The following is a 22,021-nucleotide window of genomic DNA, read 5'->3' on the forward strand; positions in this document are numbered from 1 at the left end:
CGGGATGGCGGTGGCGGTGGCGGTCAGGCGTTGATGCGGGTGGTGCGGCCGACGGCGAGAAGCTCGCGGACCAGGCGGGCCGCCTCGGGGGAGAGCGCGCTGCCGGCGGGCCGGGTGAGCAGCTGCGCGGCCTCGTCGACCAGGACGACGGTGCGACGCGGGCCGCGGGTCAGCTCGCGGCGCCGGGGCGCGGCGGGCAGCATCCGGCGGTGGCGCAGTTCCATCGCGGCGTGCAGGACCCTGAGCTGGGTGAGGCTGTCCTCCGCGGTGGGCCTGGCCTGGGGTCGCACGCGCGGGTCGAGGGCGGCTTCGGCGAGGAGCTGGTCGAGCGGGCCGAAGCGCTGCGGGCAGTGGGCGGGGCGGGTGTTCACGGGCGTGGTCCTTCCGGTCTGTGGTGCGGGCGGGCGGTGCGGCAGCGGTCAGACGCGGATGCTGCCGAGGAGGTGGACCAGGCCGGTGAGGAGCTGGGTGATGGTCGGGCCCAGGCCGGTGGAGGCGAGGGTGAAGCCGAACAGGATGAGGGTCAGGCCGGAGAGGACGCGGACGGCTCCGCTGCGGAAGAGGAAGACGGTGGCGATGCCGAAGACGACGGCGAGGGAGGCGGAGACGACCACGGTGGGCTCCAGGCGGGCAGGGGCCGGGGCGCCGCGTGGGCGGCGCCCCGGCCGGGGTGGTGGAGGGGTCAGGCGGGCAGCGTGTAGCGGCCGCTGCCGAGGGCGGTGATCCGGTCGCTGCGGTTGAGGACGGACAGGTTGTTGCGGACGCTGGCGGCGCCGACTGCCTTGCCGCCGTCGGCGTTGACGGCGGCGAGGATCTCGTCGAAGTCGAGGGAGCCGGCGCCCTCGCTGTCGTCGCCGTCGGCGGCTTCGGCGGCCTCCTCCAGGGCGCGCATGATGCGCACCGCGATGGGGGCCTTGCCGCTGGTGGAGGCCTTCTGCTCGGCGGCGGCCTCCTCGACCAGGGCCTGCGTCTGCTCCTGGGCGGCGGCCACCAGCTCGGCCGGTCCGTCGCCGTCGCGGGTCAGGTAGGCGGGGCCGGCGGCCTCGTACGAGGTGGCCTCCAGGTGGGCGGGCTCGCCCGGCCCGTACAGGTCGAGGATCAGCGGGTCCAGGCCCTCGACCTCGTGCATGGATCCGACCGGGAAGAACCGCATCATCGCGGTCGGCCGGTCGGAGCCGAGCAGGTAGGCCATGCCGCCGGTGTTGCCGCGGGCGACCTTCGCGCCGGGCCGCACGGTGGCGAACCGACTGCGCAGCACGGGCGGGCCGGTGCGCTTGGGGATCGGCACGATGTGCGTGCCGGGGGGCAGCAGGCCGTCGGAGACCAGCGACTGCATCATCGAGCTGGACCAGCGCAGCAGGATGGTGTCGCCCTCCTTGAGCATGCCGCGCAGGGTGTCGGAGCCGCCGAGCTCGTCCACGTGCGAGGCCTGCGCGGCGATGCTGATGCCGACGCCCACGGAGCGGCCGGTGCGGCCGAGCTCCTTGATCAGGGCGGCGATCTTGTCCCGGTACGGGGCGCCTTTCTCCAGGGCGCGGTTCGCCTCGTCGATCCGCACGCTCAGCAGCGGGTCCGGCCGGTTGATCAGGAACGAGCTGCGGCCCATCGCGGAGTAGCGGCTCATCCGCTCCTCCGCGACGCGCACCGCCGCCTGGAGCATGGCCAGCAGGCCCTCCTGGGTGGTGACCCGCCAGTCGACCTGGCCGGCGGCCTCCGGCACCGACTGGCCGCCCTTGAGGTCGGCGAGCCAGGTGACGATCCCGGAGCGCTTCTCGGCGGCCAGGATCAGCTGCAGGGCGCGGGACTTGCCGGCGCCGGTGGTGCCGAACAGGGCGCCGCGCTGCGCGCCGGAGCCGGGGACGTACAGGCGGATCTGCGCGGGCTGGCCGTCGTGGTAGCGGCCCACCGTCAGCCAGCCCTGATTGTCCATCACCAGGTCCTCGGGGCGGACCGGGTCGAGCTTGTCCAGCGGCGGGGCGGCGTAGACGGTGACCAGTGCGCGGGTCAGGCCGTCGGTCTCCACCGCCATGCACGCGGTGTCCAGGATGTGCAGGGAGGAGGCGAGGGAGCGCAGGTCGTAGGTGAGGAGCTTGCCGGGCGGGACCTCCACCTCCAGCTCCATCACGTCGATCTCGAAGCCTCCGGGGGCCGTGGGCAGGTTCATCAGGGGCGCAGCCTTTCTTCTTCCATCTGGCCGGTCTTGGTGTTGCCGCGTCGAATCGCGATGAGCTGGGAGTGCGGCATGGCGACGGGGGCGATCGTCTTGTCCCAGCGGGTGAAGGGGTCCATCTGCTCCAGGCCGCCGGCGTTCTCGGTGCGGTCGGTGACGGTGAGCTGGCGGCGGCCGGCGCCGTGGCCCTTCACCGCCGTGATGGAGATCAGCTCCTCGGGGATGTTGGTGATCGCCGAGATCGCCGAGATCGGGATGTCCGGCACCGGGCGCCCGCCGACGGCGACGATCTGCGCGCGCCACTCGGTGCGGCCCTCGACCACGGCGTGCTCCAGGTAGGTGCCGGCCGCCGGGCACTTGTCCGTCTGCGCCCACCGCGCCCAGTCGAGCGTCAGCTGCTCCTCCGGGGTGCCGGCGAGCAGCACCACCGGGGCGTAGTCGGGGACGGCCGGGACCAGGGCGCTGGGGCGCACCAGTTCGCGGGCGAGCCGGGAGGGGCGCTGCCACCAGGTCAGCCCGGCCCACACGGCGACGGCCACGCCCTCGCCCCAGTGCGCGCCGGGCACGATCCGGAAGGCGAGCATCTCGCCCAGCAGGAACGCGGACGGCGAGGCGTACAGGGCGCTGACCGCGCCGGGGGTGCTGCGCCGCCAGGGCCGGATGGAGACGGCGGCGGAGACGACGGTCGTGCCGAGGACGACCGGGGTGGCGAGGGGCAGCACCTGCGGGGTGAAGATGGCGGCGGTCAGGGCGGCGGCGCCGGCCACGGTGGCGGTGCGGCCCGCCCAGTGGCGGGCCCGGTCGAGCTTCGACACGGGGTGTTCTCCTCTCTAGTGGGTCAGGCGGGCGTACAACTCGCCGAGCAGCCACAGGACGCCGGCGGTGATGACGAGGGCCGCCAGCAGGCGGGCGGGCAGGGACGACGGCTCGGGGCCGCGGTTGTCGGGGGCCACGGGATGGTCCTTCCGGGGTCGGGTGCGGCGCTGCCCGGCACCGCGGGGTGCGGTGCCGGGCAGCGGACGGTGTTGAGGACGGGTCAGCGGTTGGCGTAGAAGCCGCGGTCGGCGGGCTCGACGGGCATCGCCTGGAAGGCTTCGGCGACGTCGCCGTAGTCGGCCTGGTGCGCGTCGGAGGCCTCGTCGAACAGGCTCGACATCTCCTCGCACTCGGCCGCCATCGTGGTGGCGTTGGCGAGGGCGCCGCGCATGATGTCGGCAGCCTGGTGGTGCTCGGCGACGGTGCCCGCGTCGACGTTCATCCCGGAGGCCATCTCGGCGAGCCGGTCCACGCTGGCGGCGACCTCGCCGACGTACTCGAACGTCGACTTCGCGAGGGCTGCCATGTGGCGCAGCGCCAGGCCGGCCTTGGCGAGGCGGGCGATGAGGATGCCGTAGCGGACGCCGTCGGAGACCACCTCGATGGCGGCGCCGACGGCCTGGCGGGTGGCGGGAAGCAGATCGGACACGCGCTACTCCTTGTGGTAGTCGGTCTCGGCCGGGGCGGCGTAGCCGTGGTCGCGGGTCTTGTCGGCGGGCCGCTGGTGGATGGCGGCCGCGTGGTCGGCGGCGGTCTTGATGGCCTCGGACGCGGCCGGGAGGGCGGCGGCCAGGGCCTCGGCCTCGCTCTTGACGCGGCCGGCCTTCTCGATCAGCCGGTCGACGTAGCCGAGCAGGCGACCGGGGATCTTCAGGTTGAGGACCTGTGCCTTGAGGCTTTCGAGGTGGTGCTCCAGGTCCTCGCAGGCGGGGGCGGCCTCCTTGGCGTCGTCGACGCGGTCGAGGATCTCCTCGGCGGCGTCGTTGTCGGCCTCCAGCAGGTCGTAGATGGTCAGCTCGGAGTCGGCCGACGGGGCGTAGACATCGCTCATGCTGTGGTTCCTCGCGGCGGTGGGGGAGGCCGTCCCGGCGGCCAGGGCGGGCCTGGACGTCGGGGCGGCGACGGACGGGGCGGGCGGCGGCGGGGGCTTGGGCGGCCGGATGACCTCCAGCTTCACGTTCGTTTCGTGCACCATGCCGGGCGGCGGGGCCGCCCGGCCCCGGCCGGCCGACGGCCCGGTGCCGGTCCGCGCACCCGACGACGCCGAGAACGACGTGGAGCCGGCGGCGGAGGTACGGGCGCTGGTGCGCTCCCAGCGGGCCCGCTTCCCCGCGTTCGCGGACGACGGCCCCGCCGAGGACGGGCCGGATCCGGCCCGTCGCTTCGCCCGGCCCTTCAGCCGGGCGGCCTTCGCCTTGGCCTTCGTCCAGAAGCCCTTCCCGGCAGCCGCCCCCTTGGCCGTACCGGCAGCGGCACCGGCCGTGCCAGCCGCCGCGCCCGCGGCGGCCTTCTTCGCCCGGGCGGCCTTCTTCGCCTTCGCGGTGGCGGCCTTCGCGGTCGAGCCGGACGTCTTGCCCTTGGTGGGCGGCTTCACCCCGGGCTTGACCGTGCTGGCCGCCGCCGTCTTCGGCGCCCCGGAGGATGTGCCCGCCGCGGGCTTCTTCTTCCCCTTCTTCTTGGGCTTGCGCTTCTTCGGCGCCCGCCAGACCGGCGTGTGGTTCTTGCGGCGCTTGTCCAGGCGCCGCTCCGCCTCCTCGCTGATCGCCGCGCCCAGCGTCGTGCGCCCGGCCGGGTCCGTCCCGGGCTTGTCCTTCTTCCCGCCGCCGGGGGCCGTGGGGGACGAACCGCCGGCAGCACCAGCGCCCTTCTTCGCCCCCGGTCCGGCTGGGCCCTTCGCCCCGGCCGACCCGCCGGACGTCCCGGCGCCCGCGCCCTTCTTCCCGGCACCGGCCGCCGGGCCGGACGAGCCGCCCGCCGACTTCTTCTCCGGCGTCGTGCTGCTGCTCCCTCCGCCCGTGGAGGCGGGGTCCTTCCTCTTCTCCCTGTCCTTCCTCTCCTTCTCCTTCTCCTTCTCCCTCCGCTCCTTCTCCTTGTCCTTGTCCCTCCTGGCCCTGTCCTTCTCCTGGTCCCTCTTGAAGCGGTCCGCCAGGCCGCGGTCGCCCGCCCGGCCCGCCCGCGTGGACAGGCCGGGGTCCGGCCGCTGCGCCCCGCCGCCGCGACGGTCGGTCCGACTGTCGGTCTTGGACTGCGCACCGGGCCGGTCGGTGCCCTTGCCGCCCCCGGACGGCCCGGAGCGGAAGGACGCGGGCACGGACCCTCCGGAGCCGCCGCGCCCGGTCGGGCCGCCGGAGGAGCCGCCGCGGCCGGTGGGCCCGGAGGTGTTCTGGCGCTGGCGGGTCTGCTGGCCCCACTCGGGTCCGGACTGGACCCGGCCGCCGGCGCCCGGGGCGGGCTTGGCGTCCTTCGCCTTGTCCCGCACCGCCTTCACGTGCTCGGCCTTCGCGGCGATCCAGGAGACGATGCCGGCGCTTCCGCGCACGGCCGCCAGCGAGATCGCGGACAGCGTCAGCATGCCGAGCGCGACCGCGTCGCGTACCGGGGCCGCACCGCCCGCCGCCCCCGGCGCGGGAAGCGCGGGGGCGGCGGACGAGCCGGAAGCGGTCACCGCCGGGGCGGTGGAGGCGATCGCAGGCAGGGCCACCGGCAGCACGGCCGGGGCGGCCGGGCGGCGGTGGCGCAGCTGCGGGAAGGCGGCCGCCGGTGCCGGTACGGCCGGGGCCGGAAGCGTCGGGGCCGGGGCCGGCGCGGGGGTGTTGGGGGCCTGGCCGATGGGCGGGCGCAGGCCGATTCGGGGGTGGAGGGTGACCACGTTTCCGTCGTCGGAGTCGCTCACCGCGCCTCCTCTCGATGTTGACAGTCAGTTACGGATCTGGGAGCCTCACGCGCGCGCGCCGCGCGCGCGCCTTGGGGCCCCGTGATGAGCTCGCGGAGCCGGTGATGATGATTTCGGGGCCCCGGCCGGTCACCCTCCGTTCTGGTTGCACCAGGCGTCGAGGTACTGGGCGAGCAGGTACCACTTGCTCGGATCGCCCGCCTTCTCCGCGTTCTTCGCGATCGCGCGAGCCCGGTCGAGCATCACCGCGGCGAGCTCCTGGTCGGTCTTGGCGGCCTGCTGCCGGTCGTCGTAGAACTTGTGCAGGTTGGCCAGGCGGCGCTCGACCGCCTGGCGCGCCGCCTTGTCGAGGACCCCGCCGCTCACTGCCCGGTGCCCGTCTTGAACATGTCGAAGACCGGCGGGTGGGCGGGCTGCGCGGGCACGGCCGGCTGCCCGCTGTCGCCCTGCCCGGCCGCGCCGTTCTGGCCCGCGTGCTCGACCATCCGGCGCACCAGGTCGTTGACGTTGCCCGCCGAGCGGGCCACCTGCGCGCCCTGGCTGCTCTTCTCCAGCGCCTTGGTCTCGGCCTTCTCCGCGCGGCGCTTGGGCAGCTCGACGTAGACGGCGTGGTGGGTGGCGCGCAGCTTCGCGGCCAGGGTGATGATGGCCTGGGCGTGGCCCTCCATCTGGTGGAGCAGCCGGGCGGTCTTCCAGGCGTGGTAGCCGGCCTGGAGGCCGTTGTCGCCGGCGGGCGGGTTGAACTTCAGCTCGCCCTGGAGGTCGTTGGCCAGGGCGCGGAAGTCGTCGCGGTGGTCGCGGAAGATGCCCTTGATCTGGTCGGTGTACATCTCCATGCCGCCGGGGGCGCGGAGCTGGTCCGCCTTCCAGCCGTACTCGTTGTCGTCGTCGTGGGCCACGGTGGCCGTCCTCTCACACGCTGGGGGGAAGGTTGGTCGACCCGGGCTCCGGCCGGATGCACGGGTCATAAGGTGGTGCTCGGTGCCGTCGGCACCTTCGGCGGTCACCAGGGCGATGTCTGCGCCCTGGTGGCCACCGGAGAACCCGACGATTTCCGTTGCTCTCTGTGACTGCTGCGGTGGGACCGGGCCGCCGCCGCGCGCCCTGTCGGAGCGTCAGCGGGCGGGCCGGTCTCAGCCGGTCTTGCGGAAGCGGCCGCGCGCGGTCTCAAGGCGCCGGGCGGCCGTCGCCCGGGACTTGCCGGTGACCTCTTCGGCGTCGTCCAGTGAGACCAGGTCCGCGCCGCCCCGGCGGTGCATGAGACTGAGCAGCGCGGTGATCTCGCCCTCGATCTCGGCGTCCTGGGCCGAAGCGCGGCGCTTGGTCTCACCGGCCCGCTTGGCGAGCGCGCTGCCTGGTCCGGTCTCACGGTCGCTCTCGCGCTCTGACCTGCCGGTCTCACGCTCGCTGCCGTCGGTCTCAACCAGTCGCATCGGGCGTCCGGTCTCACGGCCGTTGGTCTCACCGTGCCCGGCCCCGATCTCACGCCGGTCTCGCGTACCGTCAGGGTCGGTGCCGGTCTCGGGTGAGAGTGCCGCAAGGTCGTCGGTGAGATCGACGTAGACGCCGTCGGTGGTCTCATCGTCGTCCGGGTCGCTCTCACTCTCACCGGGCCCGGTTCCGTCGTCGCCATGGCCGCTCTCAGCGTCGGCGGTGATGTGGTGCAGGCGCCACATCACCCACGGCGCGATGGCCGCGACCGTCACGATGAGCCACCACAGCGGCTTGCCCTTGTCGGGGCCGCCGGTGTGGACGCCGACCAGGCCGGCGGCCGCCAGGTGGTAGCCGGCGTTCGAGACGACCATCAGCACGATCGCGCCGAGCACGTCGCGGTGGCGCCGGAAGCTCTGCACGACGTAGACGTCGATCGCCAGCGGCAGCGCCCAGGCGACCTGCCAGGGCCAGCCGGACAGGCGGGCCAGCGCGAACTCACCGGACGCGGTGAGGACGATCGTCGCGGCGAGCGCGACCCGAGGGCCCCAGGTGTCGACGAACTTCGTGCGGACCCTCGTCTTGGCGACCAAGGCCTCGGCCTGCTCGGCCTCCTCACGGATCGCCGCCAGGCGGGCCTGCGCGTCCATCTGCTGCCGGGCGCCGGCACCGAGCACCTCGCGCACCCGGTCCTCGGCGTCGCCGACCAGGCGGCCAGCCTGCTCCCCGGCCTCGGCCTGGAGCGTGGCCGCGTCAGCCTCGGCCTTGCGGACCACCCCGGACGCCATCGCCTCGGCCCGCGCCGTCACCTCGGCGACCGCCTCCTCGGCCTGGCCCTCGGCGGCGGCCAGCACCTCGGCCGCCTCCCGCTCCAGCTGCTCGGCCTGCGCCTCGGCGCTCTTCAGCAGCTCACCGGCCTGCTCCCTCGCACGGTCCAGCATCTGCGCCGACTCCTCCTCAGCGGCCTCGACCGCCGCCCGCGCCTGCACCCGCAGCCGCTCCGCGTCGCTGTCGGACTCCTCGCGCGCCTTGGCCGCCGACGCCCGGCGGGCCTCGGCGTCCTGCTCGGCGACGGCCACCAGGTCGGCCGCGCGCTGCTTGGCCTCGACGACCAGGTGCTCGGCGTGCGCGGCGACCTGCTCGGCCTCCGCGCGCGCCTGCTCCGTGACCTGCTCGGCGTCGGCAATGATCTGCTGCGCCCGCTCGCGGCCGGCGGCCACGATGCGCTCGCTCTCGGCCTCCGCCTCCGCCTGCAGCTTCTCGGCGGCCTGGCGGCGTCGGGCGACCGTCTGCTCGGCGGCGGCGAGGTCGCCGTCGGCGATGGTGCGCAGCCGGGCCACCGTGTCCTCGGCCGCCGCGATCTGCTGCTCGGTCAGCGCCGCCAGGCGGGCGACGTGCTGCTCGGCGGCGGTGCGCCGGCGGATCGCGTCGGCCAGCTCCTCGCGGGCGGTGGTCAGCCGGCTGTCCAGGTCGACGGCCGTGGTCTGCGCCTGCTCCTCGGCCTGTGCCAGGACGGCGTCGGCCTCGGCCCGCACCTCCTGGGCGCGCTGCTCGGCGTCGGCCACCGCCTGGCGGGCCTCGGCGAGCAGCTGGTCGGCGTCGGCCTGCGCTGCGGTGCGCAGCTGGTCGGCGTCGGCACGGGCGCTCTCCAGCAGGGTGTCGACCGCGGCCTGGTCAATGGCCGGGGTGGCGTCGGCGCGGGGGGCGGGCACGGTGTCGGCCGCCGGGGCGGTGGTGGGCTTCGTCGGGGTGGCGGGCTTGGCCGCCGCGCGGGTGCGGGCGGCGGTCGTGCGGGTCCGGGCGGCCACAGGGGCTCTCCTTCTATACGGGCGCGGGGAACGCGGGGGTGGGCTCAGCGGCGGTGGAGCCAGCCGACGCGGGTGGCGCTGCCGTCGGTGTCGATGACCTGCTGGACGTAGTCGACGACCTCGCGGCCGCGGGCGTTGCGGCCCCGGCTGGTCAGAGCGGCGGCGAGGGTGCCGGTGCGGAACGTGCCGGCGGCCTCCCGGTCGCCGGCGGCGGCCTGGGCCTTGATGTCGCGGGTGAACTCGGCGTGGCCCTTCAGCTCGACGGCGGTGTCGGTGACGGCGTTGCGCAGACGCTTGAACATGTGCGGCGGTCCTTCCTGATCGGTCCCGCCGGCGTTCCGGCGGTCGGTGCGTCGGGCACCTTCGAACGCTGCCGCCCGCGCCCGGTGGAACTGGGCGGGGGCGGCAGCGAACGACAGAAACCGACGGTCAGAGCCGGTTGGGCTGGACGTCGAAGAACAGGACGTTCGCGCGGCTCAGCTCCGGGTGCTCGCGCACCACGCTGCTGCGGACCTGCTCGTAGAAGTCCTGCCGGGTCCAGGCCTGCGGCGGGGTGTGGGTGCCCTGGGTGGTGAACACCTGGAACCCGGAGCCGAGGGAGGCCTGGAGGGTGAGGATGAAGTGGTGGGTGCCCTGCGACGGCGCGGCAGCGGCGGGGGACTGGGCGGGGGCGGCGGTCTGGGACATGGGCTTCTCCCGTGGTTGGAAGGGCGGGGCGATGGGGTGCGTCGGGCACCTTCGAACACCGCCGCGCCCGGCCCCGAGGTACGGGGTGGGCGCGGTGGCGAACGACAGAAACCGAGGCGGTCAGCTGGTCGGGGCCGGGGCGGGCGCCGGCTGCTGCGGCGGGCGGGCCGGGGCGGCCTCCTCCGGGCGGCGGTGGACCGTACGGGCGGTGGCCTGCCGTGACAGGCGCAGCAGCAGGTCGGTGTCGTAGGTGGAGTCCAGGGCAGCGCTCATCGGGTGCCGTCCTTCGGGGTGGCCGGCGGGACCGGCGGGGTGGGCTGGGGAACGGGGGTGCCGCCGCCGATGTAGGAGCGGCAGACGGCCAGGTCTGTGATCACTAGCGGCCCTTCGGGGTGGCGGCCTTGAGGGCTTCGGCGGCGGCCCGCGCAGCGGCTTTGGCGGCAGCGGCTGCGGCCTTGGCGGCGAGCAGCTTGATCAGGGCCTCGCTGGCCACGGGGTCACCCGGCCAGCGGGAGCGCGCGGAGGGCCGCGACGGCGGCGGAGACGGTGGCCGGGAGCGGCCGGACCGTGGTGAGCACGGTGACCGGCTCGTCGGCGATGTCGTCCAGGTCGATGACGACCTCGCGGATCGCCTCGCTGGCGGCGATCGAACGGGCGCGGACTCGGCGGACCTTGTCGCGCAGCAGGACCAGCAGGCCGGCGAAGCCGCGGCGGCCCTCGGGGTAGTGGCCGGCCTCGACCGCGTCCCACACCGCGTCGGCCAGGTCCTCGTCGAGGTCGGCGGCGGCCGGGCTGATCTCGGCGAGCTGCTCGGCGGCCGCGGCGAGCAGTCGGACCGCGTAGCGGCCGTACAGCTCGTCGAAGTCGCCGTCGTGCGGGTTGCTCGCCGGGGTGCCGACGAGTGCCATCATGGTGTCCACGGTCGTGTCCTCTCGTCATGGTGCGGTGCGACCGACAAGGCCCCGGGGCCGTAATCCCTGGGGCCTTCTTGCTGCTCTGTGCTGCGTACGAGCAGCCACGGCCGCCGCCCACCCCGTCGTGCGTGGGGTGGGCGGCGGCCGTGGCGGTTCGTGCCGGTGGTGGGTCAGGCGGCGGGGTGCAGCGTCGTCCTCGGGGCCTCGATGCCGCGGATCGGCCCGATGGCACCGACCAGCGGCTTGGCCCGCAGGTCGTCGGTCTCCTTGATGACCTGCACCACCTTCTTCCACTGCGCCGTACGCTGCTGGGCCTGCCTCTTGAGCTGAGCGGCCGTGGGCTCGTCGGCCTCCGGCCGGGCGGTGGCCATCAGGTGCACCGGGCCGGGCTGCGCGGGCAGCGGCTTGTAGTGCTGGGTGGCCGCCCGGCGCGTCTCGGGCGACAGGGCGTCGAGCTGCTGGCGCCGCAGGCGGGCGAGCCACCGGTCCGGCGTCAGGTCGACCTGGACCTGGCGGTTGCCGCCGGGGCAGTGGTCGGTCTTGCCGCGCTCGTGGCCGATCACCTTGAGGTCGGTCTTCCCGACGACGCGGCGCCAGGTGTCGCACTCCGGGCAGACGATCGAGGCCTGCGCCAGGTCGATGTTGGCGGGGTTGAGCGAGCTGAGCTTGAGCGGTGCCCGGCCGTAGGTGCGGCGGGAACGGGTGCGGGTCGACATCGGGTTCCTCCCGGGAAGGTCGAGGGGGAGAGGGGCGAGAGGTTGCTGCTCTCTCCGCCCGCCAGGGCCGGCCCGATGTCGGGTGGTCCTGGCGGACAGGCAGCGCAGCACGCTGCTCAAAGATCGTTCTGGTGTTGCTATGAGGTACAGCCGTCCGGCGCTTGGGGGAGCTAGAGCATCAACCCCGGGACCTCGCCACCACCCGAAGGCGGCTGACAACCGCTGTTTGCAGCGTTTCCCAAGGTCAGGCCGGATGTCCGACCTTTCTTGAAAGCTCGCCGCTGAGAAGAAGACTGACACACGATCAGGGCTCAGGCAAGACCTTTCTTGAAAGGTCTTGCCTTCGTGGCGGCAGGGATGCGAAGGTTCATTCATGAACACTCGTGACCCACGGCCCACACAGCGGCTGATCGCTGAGGTGGCAGAGGCGATCGCCCAAGGGGATCAGGAAGGTCTCCGACCCGGCGACCAGTTCCCCACCATCGCCACGTTCGCCAAACAGCACGACATCAGCAGCCCCACCGCCAGCAAGGTGGTGCAGGAGTTGAAGCGCCTGGGCCTGCTGTCGGGAGTCGCTGGTGGAAAGACTTGGGTCCGCGTTCCCCCCGCGCCTATCCGGCGCGACACCCGGCGCTACCACGACGAGAAGGCGGCTGTGCGGGCCAGCGAGGCCGAGCGCGCTGCACGTGGTGTCTCGGAGTACGACATGGGCATCCCGGTGCGTGACCTGTACAAGGACCAGCCCGACTACGACTTCATCGACGCACCCGAAGACGTCGCTTCGCTCCTCCACATCCCGGCCGGTTCGCGGGTTCGCCTCATCACCTACGAGCGGCAGCACCGCGAGAAGGCCGGCGTCAGCCGGTCGTACAGCTACGTGCCGTGGGAACTGATCAAGGCGAATCCCGACCTTCACACCCCGGACAAGGAACCGTGGGCCGGCGGCATGATGCACCAGCTGAGCACGGTGGACATCGAGGTCTGCGAGATCGTTGACCACGTCACGGCAGCCATGCCCACCCCGGACGAGGCTCGGGACTACGACATCCCCCCGGGCATCCCGCTGCTCCGCATCCGGAAGATCAGCTACGACGCTGACGGTCGGCCGGTGGAGCTCGCTGACATTCCCATGCCCGCCGACCGCGTGGAGCTCATCTTTCGCACCCCCCTGGAGAGGTGGTCCTAGTGCCCATCATCAGTGTGGTGACCCCGGTGTACGAGGGCGGCCACCACTTCCTCGGCGAGGCGTACGACTCGCTCCGCACGCAGAGCCTGCCGGACGGATGGGAGTGGCAGTGGGTCGTACAGGAGGACGGTGAGACCGGCGTCCCAGGCGCAGCGCTGCCGAAGGACCCGCGGATCTCGTACGGCACGGGTCGACGCGGTGGAGCCGCCATGGCCCGCACCATGGCACTCGCCCGAGTCACCGGCACGCTGGTGCGCCCTCTCGACGCCGACGACTTGCTCTCCCCCGACGCGCTGCGCCACGGCATCGACACCCTGTCGGCACACCCCGAGATCGGCTGGACCGTCGCATCCGCTGTCGATCTACTGCCCGACGGCACGCTGCGCGGATCGACCATCGACCCGCCGGCAGGCCCGCTGGAGCCTGGCATCATCGCCGCCGGCTACCGCGCCGGACAGTTTCCCGTGATGGGCACGACGGTGACCACTTACACCGATCTGCTCCACGCGGTTGGCGGTTGGCCCGCCGTGCCGGCCTCCGAGGACGCCGCACTCTTGGTCCTCCTGGAAGCGGTCTCCCCTGGCTGGTTCCTCTCGGAGCCCGGCGAGATCTACCGCAAGCACCCCGGGCAGGTCACGGCACAGGCTGCCCATTGGGAGAACGCCGAGCGCACCGCGCTGGCCTCCGTGCTCCTCACCCGTCTTGACGCCCTGCGCCGCACTGGGTGGCGCTGGACCCACCCTGAACTGATCGAGGCATCATCGTGACCCACCGTCTGGTATCCGTCGTCACCCCCGTGTTCGGCGAGAGCGTGAAGTATCTTCCGGAGGCCTACCAGTCCCTGCTCGCCCAGGAGTTGCCGGATGGCTGGGACTGGGAATGGCTGGTCCAGGAGGACGGGGACGGGGTCAGCGCTGCCGCCCACCTGCCGCAGGACGATCCGCGAATCCGCATCTCCGCCTCACGGCGTGGTGGTCCGCAGGTGGCCCGCACCATGGCGTTCGGCCGTTCCACTGGTGAACTGATCAAGGCTCTCGACTCCGACGACCTGCTGCCGGACGGATCACTCGCCCGCGACATCACCGCGCTGGTGGACCACCCCGAGGCTGGCTGGGTCACCTCCCGGGTCCTCGACCTCCTGGAGGACGGCTCGACCAAGGGCTTCGACATGGACCCGCCCGCCGGCGTCATCGTCCAGGGCGCCGTTCTGGAGCACTGGCGGACCCACCGCCGGGCCCAGGTGCACCCGGCGACGCTGTGCGCGCGCCGCGAGTTGGTCGCCCTGCTCGGAGGCTGGCTGGCCCTGCCGGCTTCCGGCGATACCGGCCTGTTGCTGGGCCTCGATGCGGTCGCGAACGGGTGGTTCAACGCCGAGGTCGGGATGATGTACCGCCTGCATCCGCACCAGATCACCCGCCACCCGCATCACTCCTCGGGCGAGGAGTGGGAGGCCCGGATGCAGGTGATGCGCGAACGGGCCGAGGCTCTGCACTCGTGGATCAACCGCAAGTAGGCCGCGAATTCTATCCACAGGCAGGCCGTCTGATGCTGCATTCGGCGGACACGCCCGGCGACATCCGACATGGGAGATCGGCCCCAGCCCGGGGCTAGGCTCCGGATCGGTGCCTGCTAGGCACTGCACGACTTGTTCCTGAGAACGCGAAAGCGGCCCCTCAAAATCCGCCAAGATTCCGGGCCGCTCTCGTTGACTCAACTACCTATTTAGCTGTCGCTGGTCCGACGGTACCAGTCAGACCTAAGTCTGGGCGAGAGACACCTGTCTCGTCGCTCGGCCGGGGAATCGCCTGGTGCCGATGGACTGGCGACAGCGGGAAAGAGAGCCACCCCCTTGACCACCCCCGCCGTCCTGCGGCGCGGCCGGCTTGCCCCGGCCGCCGCCACTTCGCCGTTCCGGTCGGGCAATCGCCTGGCCCTTCGTGACGCACGTCACGCAATCACGGGTCACACGGAACCCGGATTCCTGGCCTCTATGGGCATGACGCGTCACACCCATACCCAGACCACGTCCACCCACCTCCTGGTCGTCCAGGCCGACCTGCCTGCCACCGGGTCGGGGGTGACGAAGTGAGTATCCAGACCACCCTCCAGGAGTCCAGCGACCACGCGGCCATCAGCCAACGTGGCCCGGTCAGTTCGGTGCCGGTGCATGCCCACATGCGCAGCGGTCCGACCCGGGTCGAGTACCCGTTGGACCTGCTGATCCTGGTGGAGCTCGGCTTCATGTTCGGCGAGCAGGCCCGTCGACCGAAGGACGCTCCGCTGCTCGTTGTCACCCCCGTTTCGCTGATCGAGCGACTGCAGGGCCAGGGCGTCGTCAGCGCGAACGGCTCCCGGCTGGTCTCCCGGGACTCGGTCTACGACTCGTTCAAGCGGTTGCGGAGCAAGGGCTACATCCGCCTCATCAACCTGCGGTCCGAGGACGGCCGGCACTCCGCGGGCGTGGCGTACGAGTACTACGAGTGGCCCGCCTACAACCCCGACTACCGTCCTGCCGCCGATCCGGCCGACGCCGAGTCTCCGCAGGTGGGAGCAGCTTCCGGCATTGCCGGAAGCGCGAATGCCGGAAGCAGGGGACGAAACGCCACAAACAGGCGATCTTCGCAGGTGGGAGCAGCTTCCGGCATTGCCGGATCCGGCATTGCCGGAAGCAGGGGCCGGAAAACGGCGTTCCCGCAGGTGGGAGCAGCTTCCGGCAATGCCGGATTGGTTCCACACCTCCAGGAGGAGGTAACTACCTCCTCCCCCTTCCCCCTCATGGACACCTCCGGTCGCGGGCCGGCTGCGCCGGGGGAGGAGGAGGTGGCGGTCTTCGACCCCGAGGAAACCGCGGCCGCCGTCCGGCTGCTCCAGCTGCTCCCGTCTCCGTGGTCGGTGGGCAGGGCGAAGGCGAGAGCGTTCGCTCAGGCGCTCCTGGAGGCGATGGCCGATCAGGGCTGGCCGAAGGTCACCGAGCTGGACGACCGCACGCGGCGGCTCCTGGTGGAGCAGCTGACCAAGAACCCGGGCGGCATCAAGAACCACAGCTCGGTCCTGGAGCGCGACCGGATTCCGAACCTGCCGCTGGCCGAGATCGTGCTGGGTACGGCGTGCATCCCGTCGCAGAGCGGCGGGGAGTCTCGGCCGCCGCAGCTGCCGAAGGAGGGCCCGGACTTCAAGCCGGTCCCGGCTCCGGCCGAGGTGGCGAACCTGCTCGCCGGGCTGCGCAAGCCCAACATCTGACCCTGCCCGACCCCAGACAGCACGGCACGGCCGCCGGAAGAGACCTCGCCAGGCCCCGGCGGCCGTGCCCGAATCCCCAGGAGTAACCCGTGGAATCCACCGTGAGCGTACCTACCGAGCCGATGCCGGACGAGATCGACTGGGCGGATGCCGAGGCGCCGGCCGAGGAGTCGGTGCCCAGGCCCCGCAGCGGGCGCCGTAAGCCGAAGGCCGAGCCGGCCGCCACCGGCTTCGAGCGGGTGCCGCCCGGCGGCCAGCCGGAGGACCTGGCGGCCGAGCAGTCGGTGCTGGGCGGCATGCTGCTCGCGGCGTCAGCGATCATCGACGTCTCCAACACGCTGAGCCCGGACGACTACTACCGCCCGGCGCACCAGACGATCCACCGCGCGATCCTGGACCTGCACAAGGGCAAGGAGCCGGCCGACCCGATCACCGTGGCCGGTGAGCTCAAGAAGCGCGGCGAGCTGGAGCGCGTCGGCGGCGCCTCCTACCTGCACACCCTGGTCAACTCGGTGCCCACCGCCGCGAACGCCGAGTACTACGCCGAGCAGGTCCGCGAGCAGGCCGTGTTCCGCCGCCTGGTGGAGGCTGGCACCCGCATCGTCGGCATGGGCTACGCCGGGGAGGGCGAGGTCGACGAGGTATCCGCTGCTGCTGCCGCCGAGATCGCGGCCGTGGTGGAGACCCGGGGGCGCGAGGACGACTTCGTGCTGCCGCGCGACACCGTCGGCGGCACCCTCGACGCGATCGAGGCAGCCGGCACCCGCGAGGGCATCACCGGCGTGCCGACCGGATTCGCCGACCTGGACGCCCTCACCCAGGGCTGGCAGTCCGGCCAGGTCATCATCGTGGCGGGCCGGCCTGGACACGGGAAGTCGACGATCGGGATGGACTTCGCGCGGGCCTGCACGATGCCACGCAACTCCGCCGACCAGCCGATCGACGGTGCGGGGCGGCCAGCCGCGTTCATCACGCTGGAGATGTCTGTCGACGAGCTGAACATGAGGGCGCTGTCGGCCGAGGGCAAGGTCGCGCTGCACCACCTGCGGGCCGGAACCCTGACCGACGAGTCCTGGCAGAAGCTGGCCGTTGCGGCGCCGCGCTACAGCGACGCGCCGCTCTACATCAACGAGAGCGCGCAGTCGCTGCCCGAGATCCAGGCCAAGTGCCGCCGGCTCAAGCACCGCGTGCCGGAGCTGTCGCTGATCATCATCGACTACGTCCAGCTCATCACCGGCGGCAGCAAGCGGCGCGGCGACGATGGCCGCCAGCAGGAGGTCTCCGACATCAGCCGCTCGATCAAGCTGCTCGCCAAGGAACTCGGCATTCCGATCATCATCCTGGCCCAGCTCAACCGCGGGCCCGAGATGCGCACCGACAAGACCCCGGCCGTCTCCGACCTGCGCGAATCCGGCTCACTGGAGCAGGACGCCGACATCGTGATCCTGCTGCACCGCCCCGACGCCTACGAGAAGGAGCACCCCCGCGCGGGGGAGGTCGACGTGATCGTCGGCAAGCACCGCAACGGGCCGACCGCGACGATCACGCTGGCCGCGCAGCTCCACTATTCGCGCTTCGTCGACATGACCCGCGACGTGACCTGATCACCAGAGGTGCCCGGGAAGGGGCCTGGCGGCCCCTCTGGCGGCCTGAATCCCCCTCCCGGCTCCGTCGCTCCGTTCGGGGGCAAGATCGACCGTCAGGGGACGATCTAGAGCCTCGCCCTGGACGTCCGTTCGAAGCGGCAGTTCCGGGCCGCGTGCGGCCTCGCGCGCGCAGCCACCCGTCACCTGGCCTACGGCCGTCCGGGAGGCGTCTGGACCTGGGTTCTGGATACGGGTTCTAGATATTGGGCAGCGTGGGTGCTGCCAGGGTGGCAGCACCCACGCTGCTACCCCTGGCAGCACCGGTGCTGCCACCCCCGGCCCGTGAAGTCCCGTCGGCCGGCCCGCGCGGCGGCCTCGTGCCTCGCGCGCGAAGACCACCTGTTGATGCCCTTCGGGCGTCCGGGAGGGGCTTGCCGCGTTCTCTCTCTACTTCTCTTAAGGGTGTCCGGCTCATGGGGAGACCCCCGTCCGCGTGGTGGGGAGACCCCCGTCCGGCTGGTGCACAGACCCCCCTCGCCTGCGGACGTCGACCGGCATCCCCAAACGAGTGAAAGTGACAGGAAAAGTTACACTCAAAAGTTACTTTCGTGCTAGATTGGTTGGTGAAAGGGGAGGTGTTCATGAGCGACGACCTGTTCGCGGCGATCGACGCGCTGCTGGAGCGGCCGAAGCCGGCTGACGACCTGCCGGTGCCCGCCGAGCGGGAGCGGCTGCGCAAGGCGGCCGAGTACACCCAGGAGGACCTGGCGAAGGCGCTGAAGACCCGGCGGGAGACGATCGTGCGCTGGGAGGCGGGGTCGACCGACCCGCGCCCGCCCAAGCGCGAGGTGTACATCCGGTTCCTCGCGACGCTGGCGCTGCGCCACGGCACGGTCGAGCCCACCGAGTGGCTGCGCCGGGCCCAGGCCGCAGGCCTCGCTCCCGCCGCCATCCAGACTCCGGCTCCGGTGGCCGAGCCGACGGTGGCCGCCCCGGCCGAAGCAGCCCCGATCGCTCCCGCGCCGGTGCCGGTGCCGGCGACGTTCGACAGCGACCAGGCCGTGGAGCTCGACCGCGACGCGGCTGGGGACCTGGTCTCCGGTCAGCCGCAGCCGTGCGTGCGGTGCGGGCGCCCGACGCCGTACCGCTCGGGCGGGCGCCCGGTACACATGGGCGGCTGGTGCGTCCCGGCCACCGCGGCGCCGTCGGTGGCCGGTCTCGTCCAGGGTTCTCCGGCGGAGGCGGTGGCCGCGCTCGTTCAGGCCACGACGGCCGAGCACGCCACGCCGGCCCCCGTCGCTGTACCAGCCGCGCCCATGAGGCCGGCCGCCGCCCAAGGGACCCGGCCGGGTCCGGCCGCTGCGCCGCGCCGCCCGGTTTCGTCGCGGACTCGGAAGGCTCCGGCGAAGGCGGCCTCCGCTGCTGAGGGTCCGTCGGACTGGGAGGCGGCCGCTGCCGCGCGGTTCCCGGCCGGTCCGCTCGCGGTGCTCGATGTCGCCCCGAACGGCAAGGGCCTGGTGGCCTACCTCGCCGACGGGACGGCGGCCGCCACGGCCCCGGCCAAGCACACCCTGGCCGCCGTGGTCGAGTGGGCGCTGGAGAGCAAGTTCGGCTCGCCGCGGTTGCACCGGCACGGCAAGGACGGCGACGCCCTGGTCGTGCTCACCGACGCCGCCCTGGCCGAGCTCGGCCTGCCCCCGCTCGGGCGGGACGAGAAGACCGAGTTCGTCCAGCGCCTCGGTCAGCTGCCGAAGACGCACAAGGCCGTCAAGGCGGTGGAGAAGGCCGGCTGGCTGTTCACCCAGCGCGGCCTGGGTCCGTGGGCGCGGATCTACCGCACCCCCGAGGACGGCAAGCGCCAGTGCGTCCAGCTGTGCATCCCGGCCTGGGGCGCCCTGGCCTCTGGCGGCTGGCAGATCCCCGACGGCCTGCCCGCCTCCGACCTCGCGCGCCTGCTCGGCACCTACGCGAAGCGGGTCCTGACCCCGCGCGGCTCCACCGCCGTGAGCGGCCTGGAGCTCGTCACCGCGCTGCGCCCGCCGACCCGGGCGGTGCGCACTGAGGCCGGCTGGACATCGGGCACGGTGGAAGGCTCCCGGCCGAAGGACGCCTTCGACCCCGCGCCGTCGGAGGTCCCCGACATGCACCCGCTCGCCCAGGACCGCAGGCCGGGGGACGCCCTGGTGACGGAGGCGTGGGACTGGCACCGCGACCTGACCGACGCGGAGAAGGCGGCGCCGTTCGCGGTCGGCCTCGACGTCAACATGGCCTTCCTCGCCGCCGCGGGCCGCCTGGTGCTGCCGCTGTCCGGTCCAGTGCACGAGCTGAACCCGGACTTCGACCCGAAGACCCCCGGCTCCTGGCTGGTCGACCTGTCCGCCGTCGACACGAACCCGCTGCTCCCCTCGCCGTTCACCGCCGACGGCTCCCGCCCGACCGGGCCGGCCTGGTACACCACGGCGAAGGTCGCCTACGCCGCCGAGCTCGGCGCCCGTCCGCAGCCGCTGGAGGGCTGGCTGCGCCACGAGAGCGGCCCGTACCTCGACCCGTGGCACAAGCGCCTGCGCCAGGCCTACGTGGACACCATGACAGCCCTCGGCGTGCCGCTCACCGTCACCGACCCGGTGGCGTTCCTGGACGCCATGGCCGCCGTCAAGCAGGGCGATCCGGCCGAGCTGGCGGTGCTGACCGCGATCAAGCAGACCGCCAAGGGCACCATCGGCAAGATGCGCGAGCGCCCCCGCGGCCACGGCTACAAGCCCGGCGAGCGCTGGGCAGCCCTGGACCGGCCGACCTGGGACCCGCTGATGCGCGCCCTGGTCATCGACACCGCCACCGTCAACCTCCACCGCAAACTCCGCAAGATGACCGGCGACACCGGCCTGCACGCCTTCGCCGTGCTCTCCGACTGCGCCGTCTTCGCCTCGCCCGGACCCGGCGCCCTGGACGTCCTCACCAAGCCCGACGGCACCCTCACCACCTCGCTGCGCCTGGGCGTTAGCCCGGGGATGGTCAAGTTCGAGGGCAGCAGGCCCATGACCGAAATCGCCGAGCTGCTCGCCGACGACGCGAACCCCGCCCGGCACATCAAGGCCGGCGGAGTCGTCTCCGCCGACGAGTAGTCCCCACCCCGGCCCGCCGGCACCCGTCCGGCGGGCCGCCCGTGCCCGAGTAACCGCGGCGCCTTCGGGGCGTCAGGAAGGAGAAGTCCGATGGGGGAGATCGACGAGGGCCTGGAGCGCGCGGAGCGTACCCGCCCGATTCCGCAGTCGCTCGGTGCGCGGATGCGATTCCTGCTCAAGGGCGCCAAGGGCTCCACCAAGCAGCTCGCCCAGGAGCTGGGTGTCTCCCAGCGCACCGTGCAGCGCTGGCTCAAGGGCCAGGGTGTCCCCAAGCCCGCGGCCGCGAAGAAGGTCGAGCAGCAGGTCCGCGCGAAGTGGCAGCCCAGGGTGAAGGACCGCACCCGCAAGGCCGCCGAGACCAACGGCTTCATGCTCCACATCTCCGGCACCTTCGGCTACAGCGCGGCCGGCGGCTCCACCGACGACCCCCGGGCCCGCACCATCACCCAGAAGATGCCCGGCTCCGTCGCCCAGAAGCTCTACGCCGCCCGCGACGCCGGAGCCACCCAGGCCCAGCAGGAGCGGATCCTCGCCGAGGGCCTGCGCGAGCACTACTTCAAGGACAACGGCCACCGCGCCGCCGGCATCGACGTCGAGCTGAACGACATCGCGTGGATGGACGTCGAGCTGTAACCCCTGCTCAGCGCCATCGTGTCGCCGATCCGAATTCCGAACGACCATCCCAGGCTGCGTCGGCGACCATTTCCATAATCCCTCGGCCGCCGACCAGCACCGAATTCTCCCGACGAAAGGGAATTCCACCGTGAGCGCCACCGGAGTACAGCTCGAACTACGGGACCTGGACGGCGAACAGCACCTCGCCGTCGCCGACGTCACCTCGATGCTCCGCAGCTTCGGCTCGATCTGGCAGGGCTGGGCCGCCGCCGGCCACGCCGACCTCGACCCCTACACCGTCGGCCGGCTCGGCTCCGCGCTCGGCGACTTCGCCGACCAACTCGACGTCGAAGCCATCGCCCGCACCACTGGCCCCGCCGAAGGCCAGGCAGCCCGGTGAGCGATGACACCGACGACCAGGGCGACTTCCGCAGCGTCGGCGTGGAGGTCCACTGCCACCCGGACGTCGCCGCCGACATCACCCGCCGACTGTCCGAAGCCGCCGCCGAGATCCTCGCTGACTACGGCGAGGATGAGGTCTACGACTGGGGCGCCGGCTGACCCGGCGCCCACAGGGAAGAGGGGCCCTCGCGCTCGAATCGCGAGGGCCCCTCGGCGTGAGCCTACGGGCCGCCTGCCTCCGATCCGAACCCTCCCCTTCGCTCTTCCCCACCCCGGCCGGGTGCCCCGCCTGCCCTGCCGGAACGCCCGGGTACGGGCGGCAACCGGGCCACCGCCGCGGGGCACCGGTTCGGGCCTGGCTGGGCGCGGCGTGCTCCGCCCCCGCACCCGTGGCCAGCGCCCGGATGCGCTGGACCATCCAGCTGCCGCCTGGAC

Annotated in this window: 24 protein-coding genes; 9 read left to right on the top strand and 15 right to left on the bottom strand. The window is 72.8% G+C overall.

Going from position 1 to position 22,021, the window contains the following annotated elements; translation table 11 throughout:
• Nucleotides 1-23: 23 nt before the first annotated feature.
• The 15 genes from AB0D10_RS39785 to AB0D10_RS39855 all read right to left on the bottom strand — a co-directional run bounded on the left by AB0D10_RS39785 (nucleotide 24) and on the right by AB0D10_RS39855 (nucleotide 11,435).
• Nucleotides 24-371, bottom strand: a complete 348-nt coding sequence (locus AB0D10_RS39785) for a hypothetical protein (protein WP_360265840.1) — start codon at nucleotides 369-371, stop codon at nucleotides 24-26.
• Between the two features lie 48 nt (nucleotides 372-419).
• Nucleotides 420-614 carry a hypothetical protein gene (locus tag AB0D10_RS39790; RefSeq protein ID WP_360265843.1) on the bottom strand — a complete coding sequence of 65 codons (195 nt, stop codon included), beginning with the start codon at nucleotides 612-614 and terminating at the stop codon, nucleotides 420-422.
• A 68-nt stretch (nucleotides 615-682) separates the two neighbouring features.
• Nucleotides 683-2,164 (bottom strand): transfer protein, encoded by a 1,482-nt coding sequence (locus tag AB0D10_RS39795; protein WP_360265846.1) that lies wholly within the window; start codon nucleotides 2,162-2,164, stop codon nucleotides 683-685.
• Complete coding sequence (locus AB0D10_RS39800) at nucleotides 2,164-2,985, bottom strand: hypothetical protein (protein WP_360265848.1); 822 nt, start codon at nucleotides 2,983-2,985, stop codon at nucleotides 2,164-2,166. The genes AB0D10_RS39795 and AB0D10_RS39800 overlap by 1 nt, the downstream gene beginning before the upstream one ends.
• Nucleotides 2,986-3,000: 15 nt before the next feature.
• On the bottom strand, nucleotides 3,001-3,123 hold the full coding sequence (locus AB0D10_RS39805) for a hypothetical protein (protein ID WP_360265851.1): 123 nt from the start codon (nucleotides 3,121-3,123) through the stop codon (nucleotides 3,001-3,003).
• Nucleotides 3,124-3,206: 83 nt separating this feature from the next.
• Nucleotides 3,207-3,635, bottom strand: a complete 429-nt coding sequence (locus tag AB0D10_RS39810) for a hypothetical protein (RefSeq protein ID WP_360265854.1) — start codon at nucleotides 3,633-3,635, stop codon at nucleotides 3,207-3,209.
• A 3-nt stretch (nucleotides 3,636-3,638) separates the two neighbouring features.
• Nucleotides 3,639-5,879 (bottom strand): hypothetical protein, encoded by a 2,241-nt coding sequence (locus AB0D10_RS39815; protein ID WP_360265857.1) that lies wholly within the window; start codon nucleotides 5,877-5,879, stop codon nucleotides 3,639-3,641.
• A gap of 129 nt (nucleotides 5,880-6,008) precedes the next feature.
• Nucleotides 6,009-6,245 carry a hypothetical protein gene (locus tag AB0D10_RS39820; protein ID WP_360265860.1) on the bottom strand — a complete coding sequence of 79 codons (237 nt, stop codon included), beginning with the start codon at nucleotides 6,243-6,245 and terminating at the stop codon, nucleotides 6,009-6,011.
• Nucleotides 6,242-6,778 carry a hypothetical protein gene (locus tag AB0D10_RS39825; protein WP_360265863.1) on the bottom strand — a complete coding sequence of 179 codons (537 nt, stop codon included), beginning with the start codon at nucleotides 6,776-6,778 and terminating at the stop codon, nucleotides 6,242-6,244. The genes AB0D10_RS39820 and AB0D10_RS39825 overlap by 4 nt, the downstream gene beginning before the upstream one ends.
• Nucleotides 6,779-7,012: 234 nt before the next feature.
• Nucleotides 7,013-9,118 carry a hypothetical protein gene (locus AB0D10_RS39830; RefSeq protein ID WP_360265866.1) on the bottom strand — a complete coding sequence of 702 codons (2,106 nt, stop codon included), beginning with the start codon at nucleotides 9,116-9,118 and terminating at the stop codon, nucleotides 7,013-7,015.
• Between the two features lie 44 nt (nucleotides 9,119-9,162).
• A complete protein-coding gene (locus tag AB0D10_RS39835; protein WP_360265869.1) occupies nucleotides 9,163-9,420 on the bottom strand; it encodes a hypothetical protein in 258 nt (85 codons plus the stop codon).
• A 127-nt stretch (nucleotides 9,421-9,547) separates the two neighbouring features.
• On the bottom strand, nucleotides 9,548-9,805 hold the full coding sequence (locus AB0D10_RS39840) for a hypothetical protein (RefSeq protein ID WP_360265872.1): 258 nt from the start codon (nucleotides 9,803-9,805) through the stop codon (nucleotides 9,548-9,550).
• Nucleotides 9,806-9,925: 120 nt separating this feature from the next.
• Complete coding sequence (locus AB0D10_RS39845) at nucleotides 9,926-10,078, bottom strand: hypothetical protein (protein WP_360265875.1); 153 nt, start codon at nucleotides 10,076-10,078, stop codon at nucleotides 9,926-9,928.
• A 224-nt stretch (nucleotides 10,079-10,302) separates the two neighbouring features.
• On the bottom strand, nucleotides 10,303-10,725 hold the full coding sequence (locus AB0D10_RS39850) for a hypothetical protein (RefSeq protein ID WP_360265878.1): 423 nt from the start codon (nucleotides 10,723-10,725) through the stop codon (nucleotides 10,303-10,305).
• 164 nt (nucleotides 10,726-10,889) lie between these two features.
• Complete coding sequence (locus AB0D10_RS39855) at nucleotides 10,890-11,435, bottom strand: hypothetical protein (RefSeq protein ID WP_360265881.1); 546 nt, start codon at nucleotides 11,433-11,435, stop codon at nucleotides 10,890-10,892.
• A 373-nt stretch (nucleotides 11,436-11,808) separates the two neighbouring features.
• Here AB0D10_RS39855 and AB0D10_RS39860 point away from each other — a divergent pair, with 373 nt between their 5' ends.
• The 9 genes from AB0D10_RS39860 to AB0D10_RS39900 all read left to right on the top strand — a co-directional run bounded on the left by AB0D10_RS39860 (nucleotide 11,809) and on the right by AB0D10_RS39900 (nucleotide 21,745).
• Entirely contained in the window at nucleotides 11,809-12,621 is an 813-nt protein-coding gene (locus tag AB0D10_RS39860; RefSeq protein WP_360265884.1) for a GntR family transcriptional regulator, read from the top strand.
• Nucleotides 12,621-13,388, top strand: coding sequence for a glycosyltransferase (locus tag AB0D10_RS39865; protein WP_360265887.1), 768 nt, complete (start codon nucleotides 12,621-12,623; stop codon nucleotides 13,386-13,388). The genes AB0D10_RS39860 and AB0D10_RS39865 overlap by 1 nt, the downstream gene beginning before the upstream one ends.
• Nucleotides 13,385-14,134 (top strand): glycosyltransferase, encoded by a 750-nt coding sequence (locus AB0D10_RS39870; RefSeq protein ID WP_360265890.1) that lies wholly within the window; start codon nucleotides 13,385-13,387, stop codon nucleotides 14,132-14,134. Before AB0D10_RS39865 ends, AB0D10_RS39870 begins: the two co-directional genes overlap by 4 nt.
• A 572-nt stretch (nucleotides 14,135-14,706) precedes the next feature.
• Nucleotides 14,707-15,861 carry a hypothetical protein gene (locus tag AB0D10_RS39875; protein WP_360265893.1) on the top strand — a complete coding sequence of 385 codons (1,155 nt, stop codon included), beginning with the start codon at nucleotides 14,707-14,709 and terminating at the stop codon, nucleotides 15,859-15,861.
• Between the two features lie 122 nt (nucleotides 15,862-15,983).
• The gene (dnaB, locus tag AB0D10_RS39880; RefSeq protein ID WP_360265936.1) at nucleotides 15,984-17,465 is read left to right on the top strand and encodes a replicative DNA helicase; all 1,482 of its coding nucleotides are present in this window, start codon (nucleotides 15,984-15,986) and stop codon (nucleotides 17,463-17,465) included.
• 623 nt (nucleotides 17,466-18,088) lie between these two features.
• On the top strand, nucleotides 18,089-20,569 hold the full coding sequence (locus tag AB0D10_RS39885; protein ID WP_360265896.1) for a helix-turn-helix transcriptional regulator: 2,481 nt from the start codon (nucleotides 18,089-18,091) through the stop codon (nucleotides 20,567-20,569).
• A gap of 90 nt (nucleotides 20,570-20,659) precedes the next feature.
• Nucleotides 20,660-21,202 (top strand): helix-turn-helix transcriptional regulator, encoded by a 543-nt coding sequence (locus AB0D10_RS39890; protein ID WP_360265899.1) that lies wholly within the window; start codon nucleotides 20,660-20,662, stop codon nucleotides 21,200-21,202.
• A gap of 130 nt (nucleotides 21,203-21,332) precedes the next feature.
• Nucleotides 21,333-21,584, top strand: a complete 252-nt coding sequence (locus tag AB0D10_RS39895; protein WP_360265902.1) for a DUF6213 family protein — start codon at nucleotides 21,333-21,335, stop codon at nucleotides 21,582-21,584.
• A complete protein-coding gene (locus tag AB0D10_RS39900) occupies nucleotides 21,581-21,745 on the top strand; it encodes a hypothetical protein (protein WP_360265905.1) in 165 nt (54 codons plus the stop codon). Before AB0D10_RS39895 ends, AB0D10_RS39900 begins: the two co-directional genes overlap by 4 nt.
• Nucleotides 21,746-22,021 lie beyond the last annotated feature (276 nt).

The organism is Kitasatospora sp. NPDC048545 (assembly GCF_040651155.1).
GTDB lineage: Bacteria > Actinomycetota > Actinomycetes > Streptomycetales > Streptomycetaceae > Kitasatospora.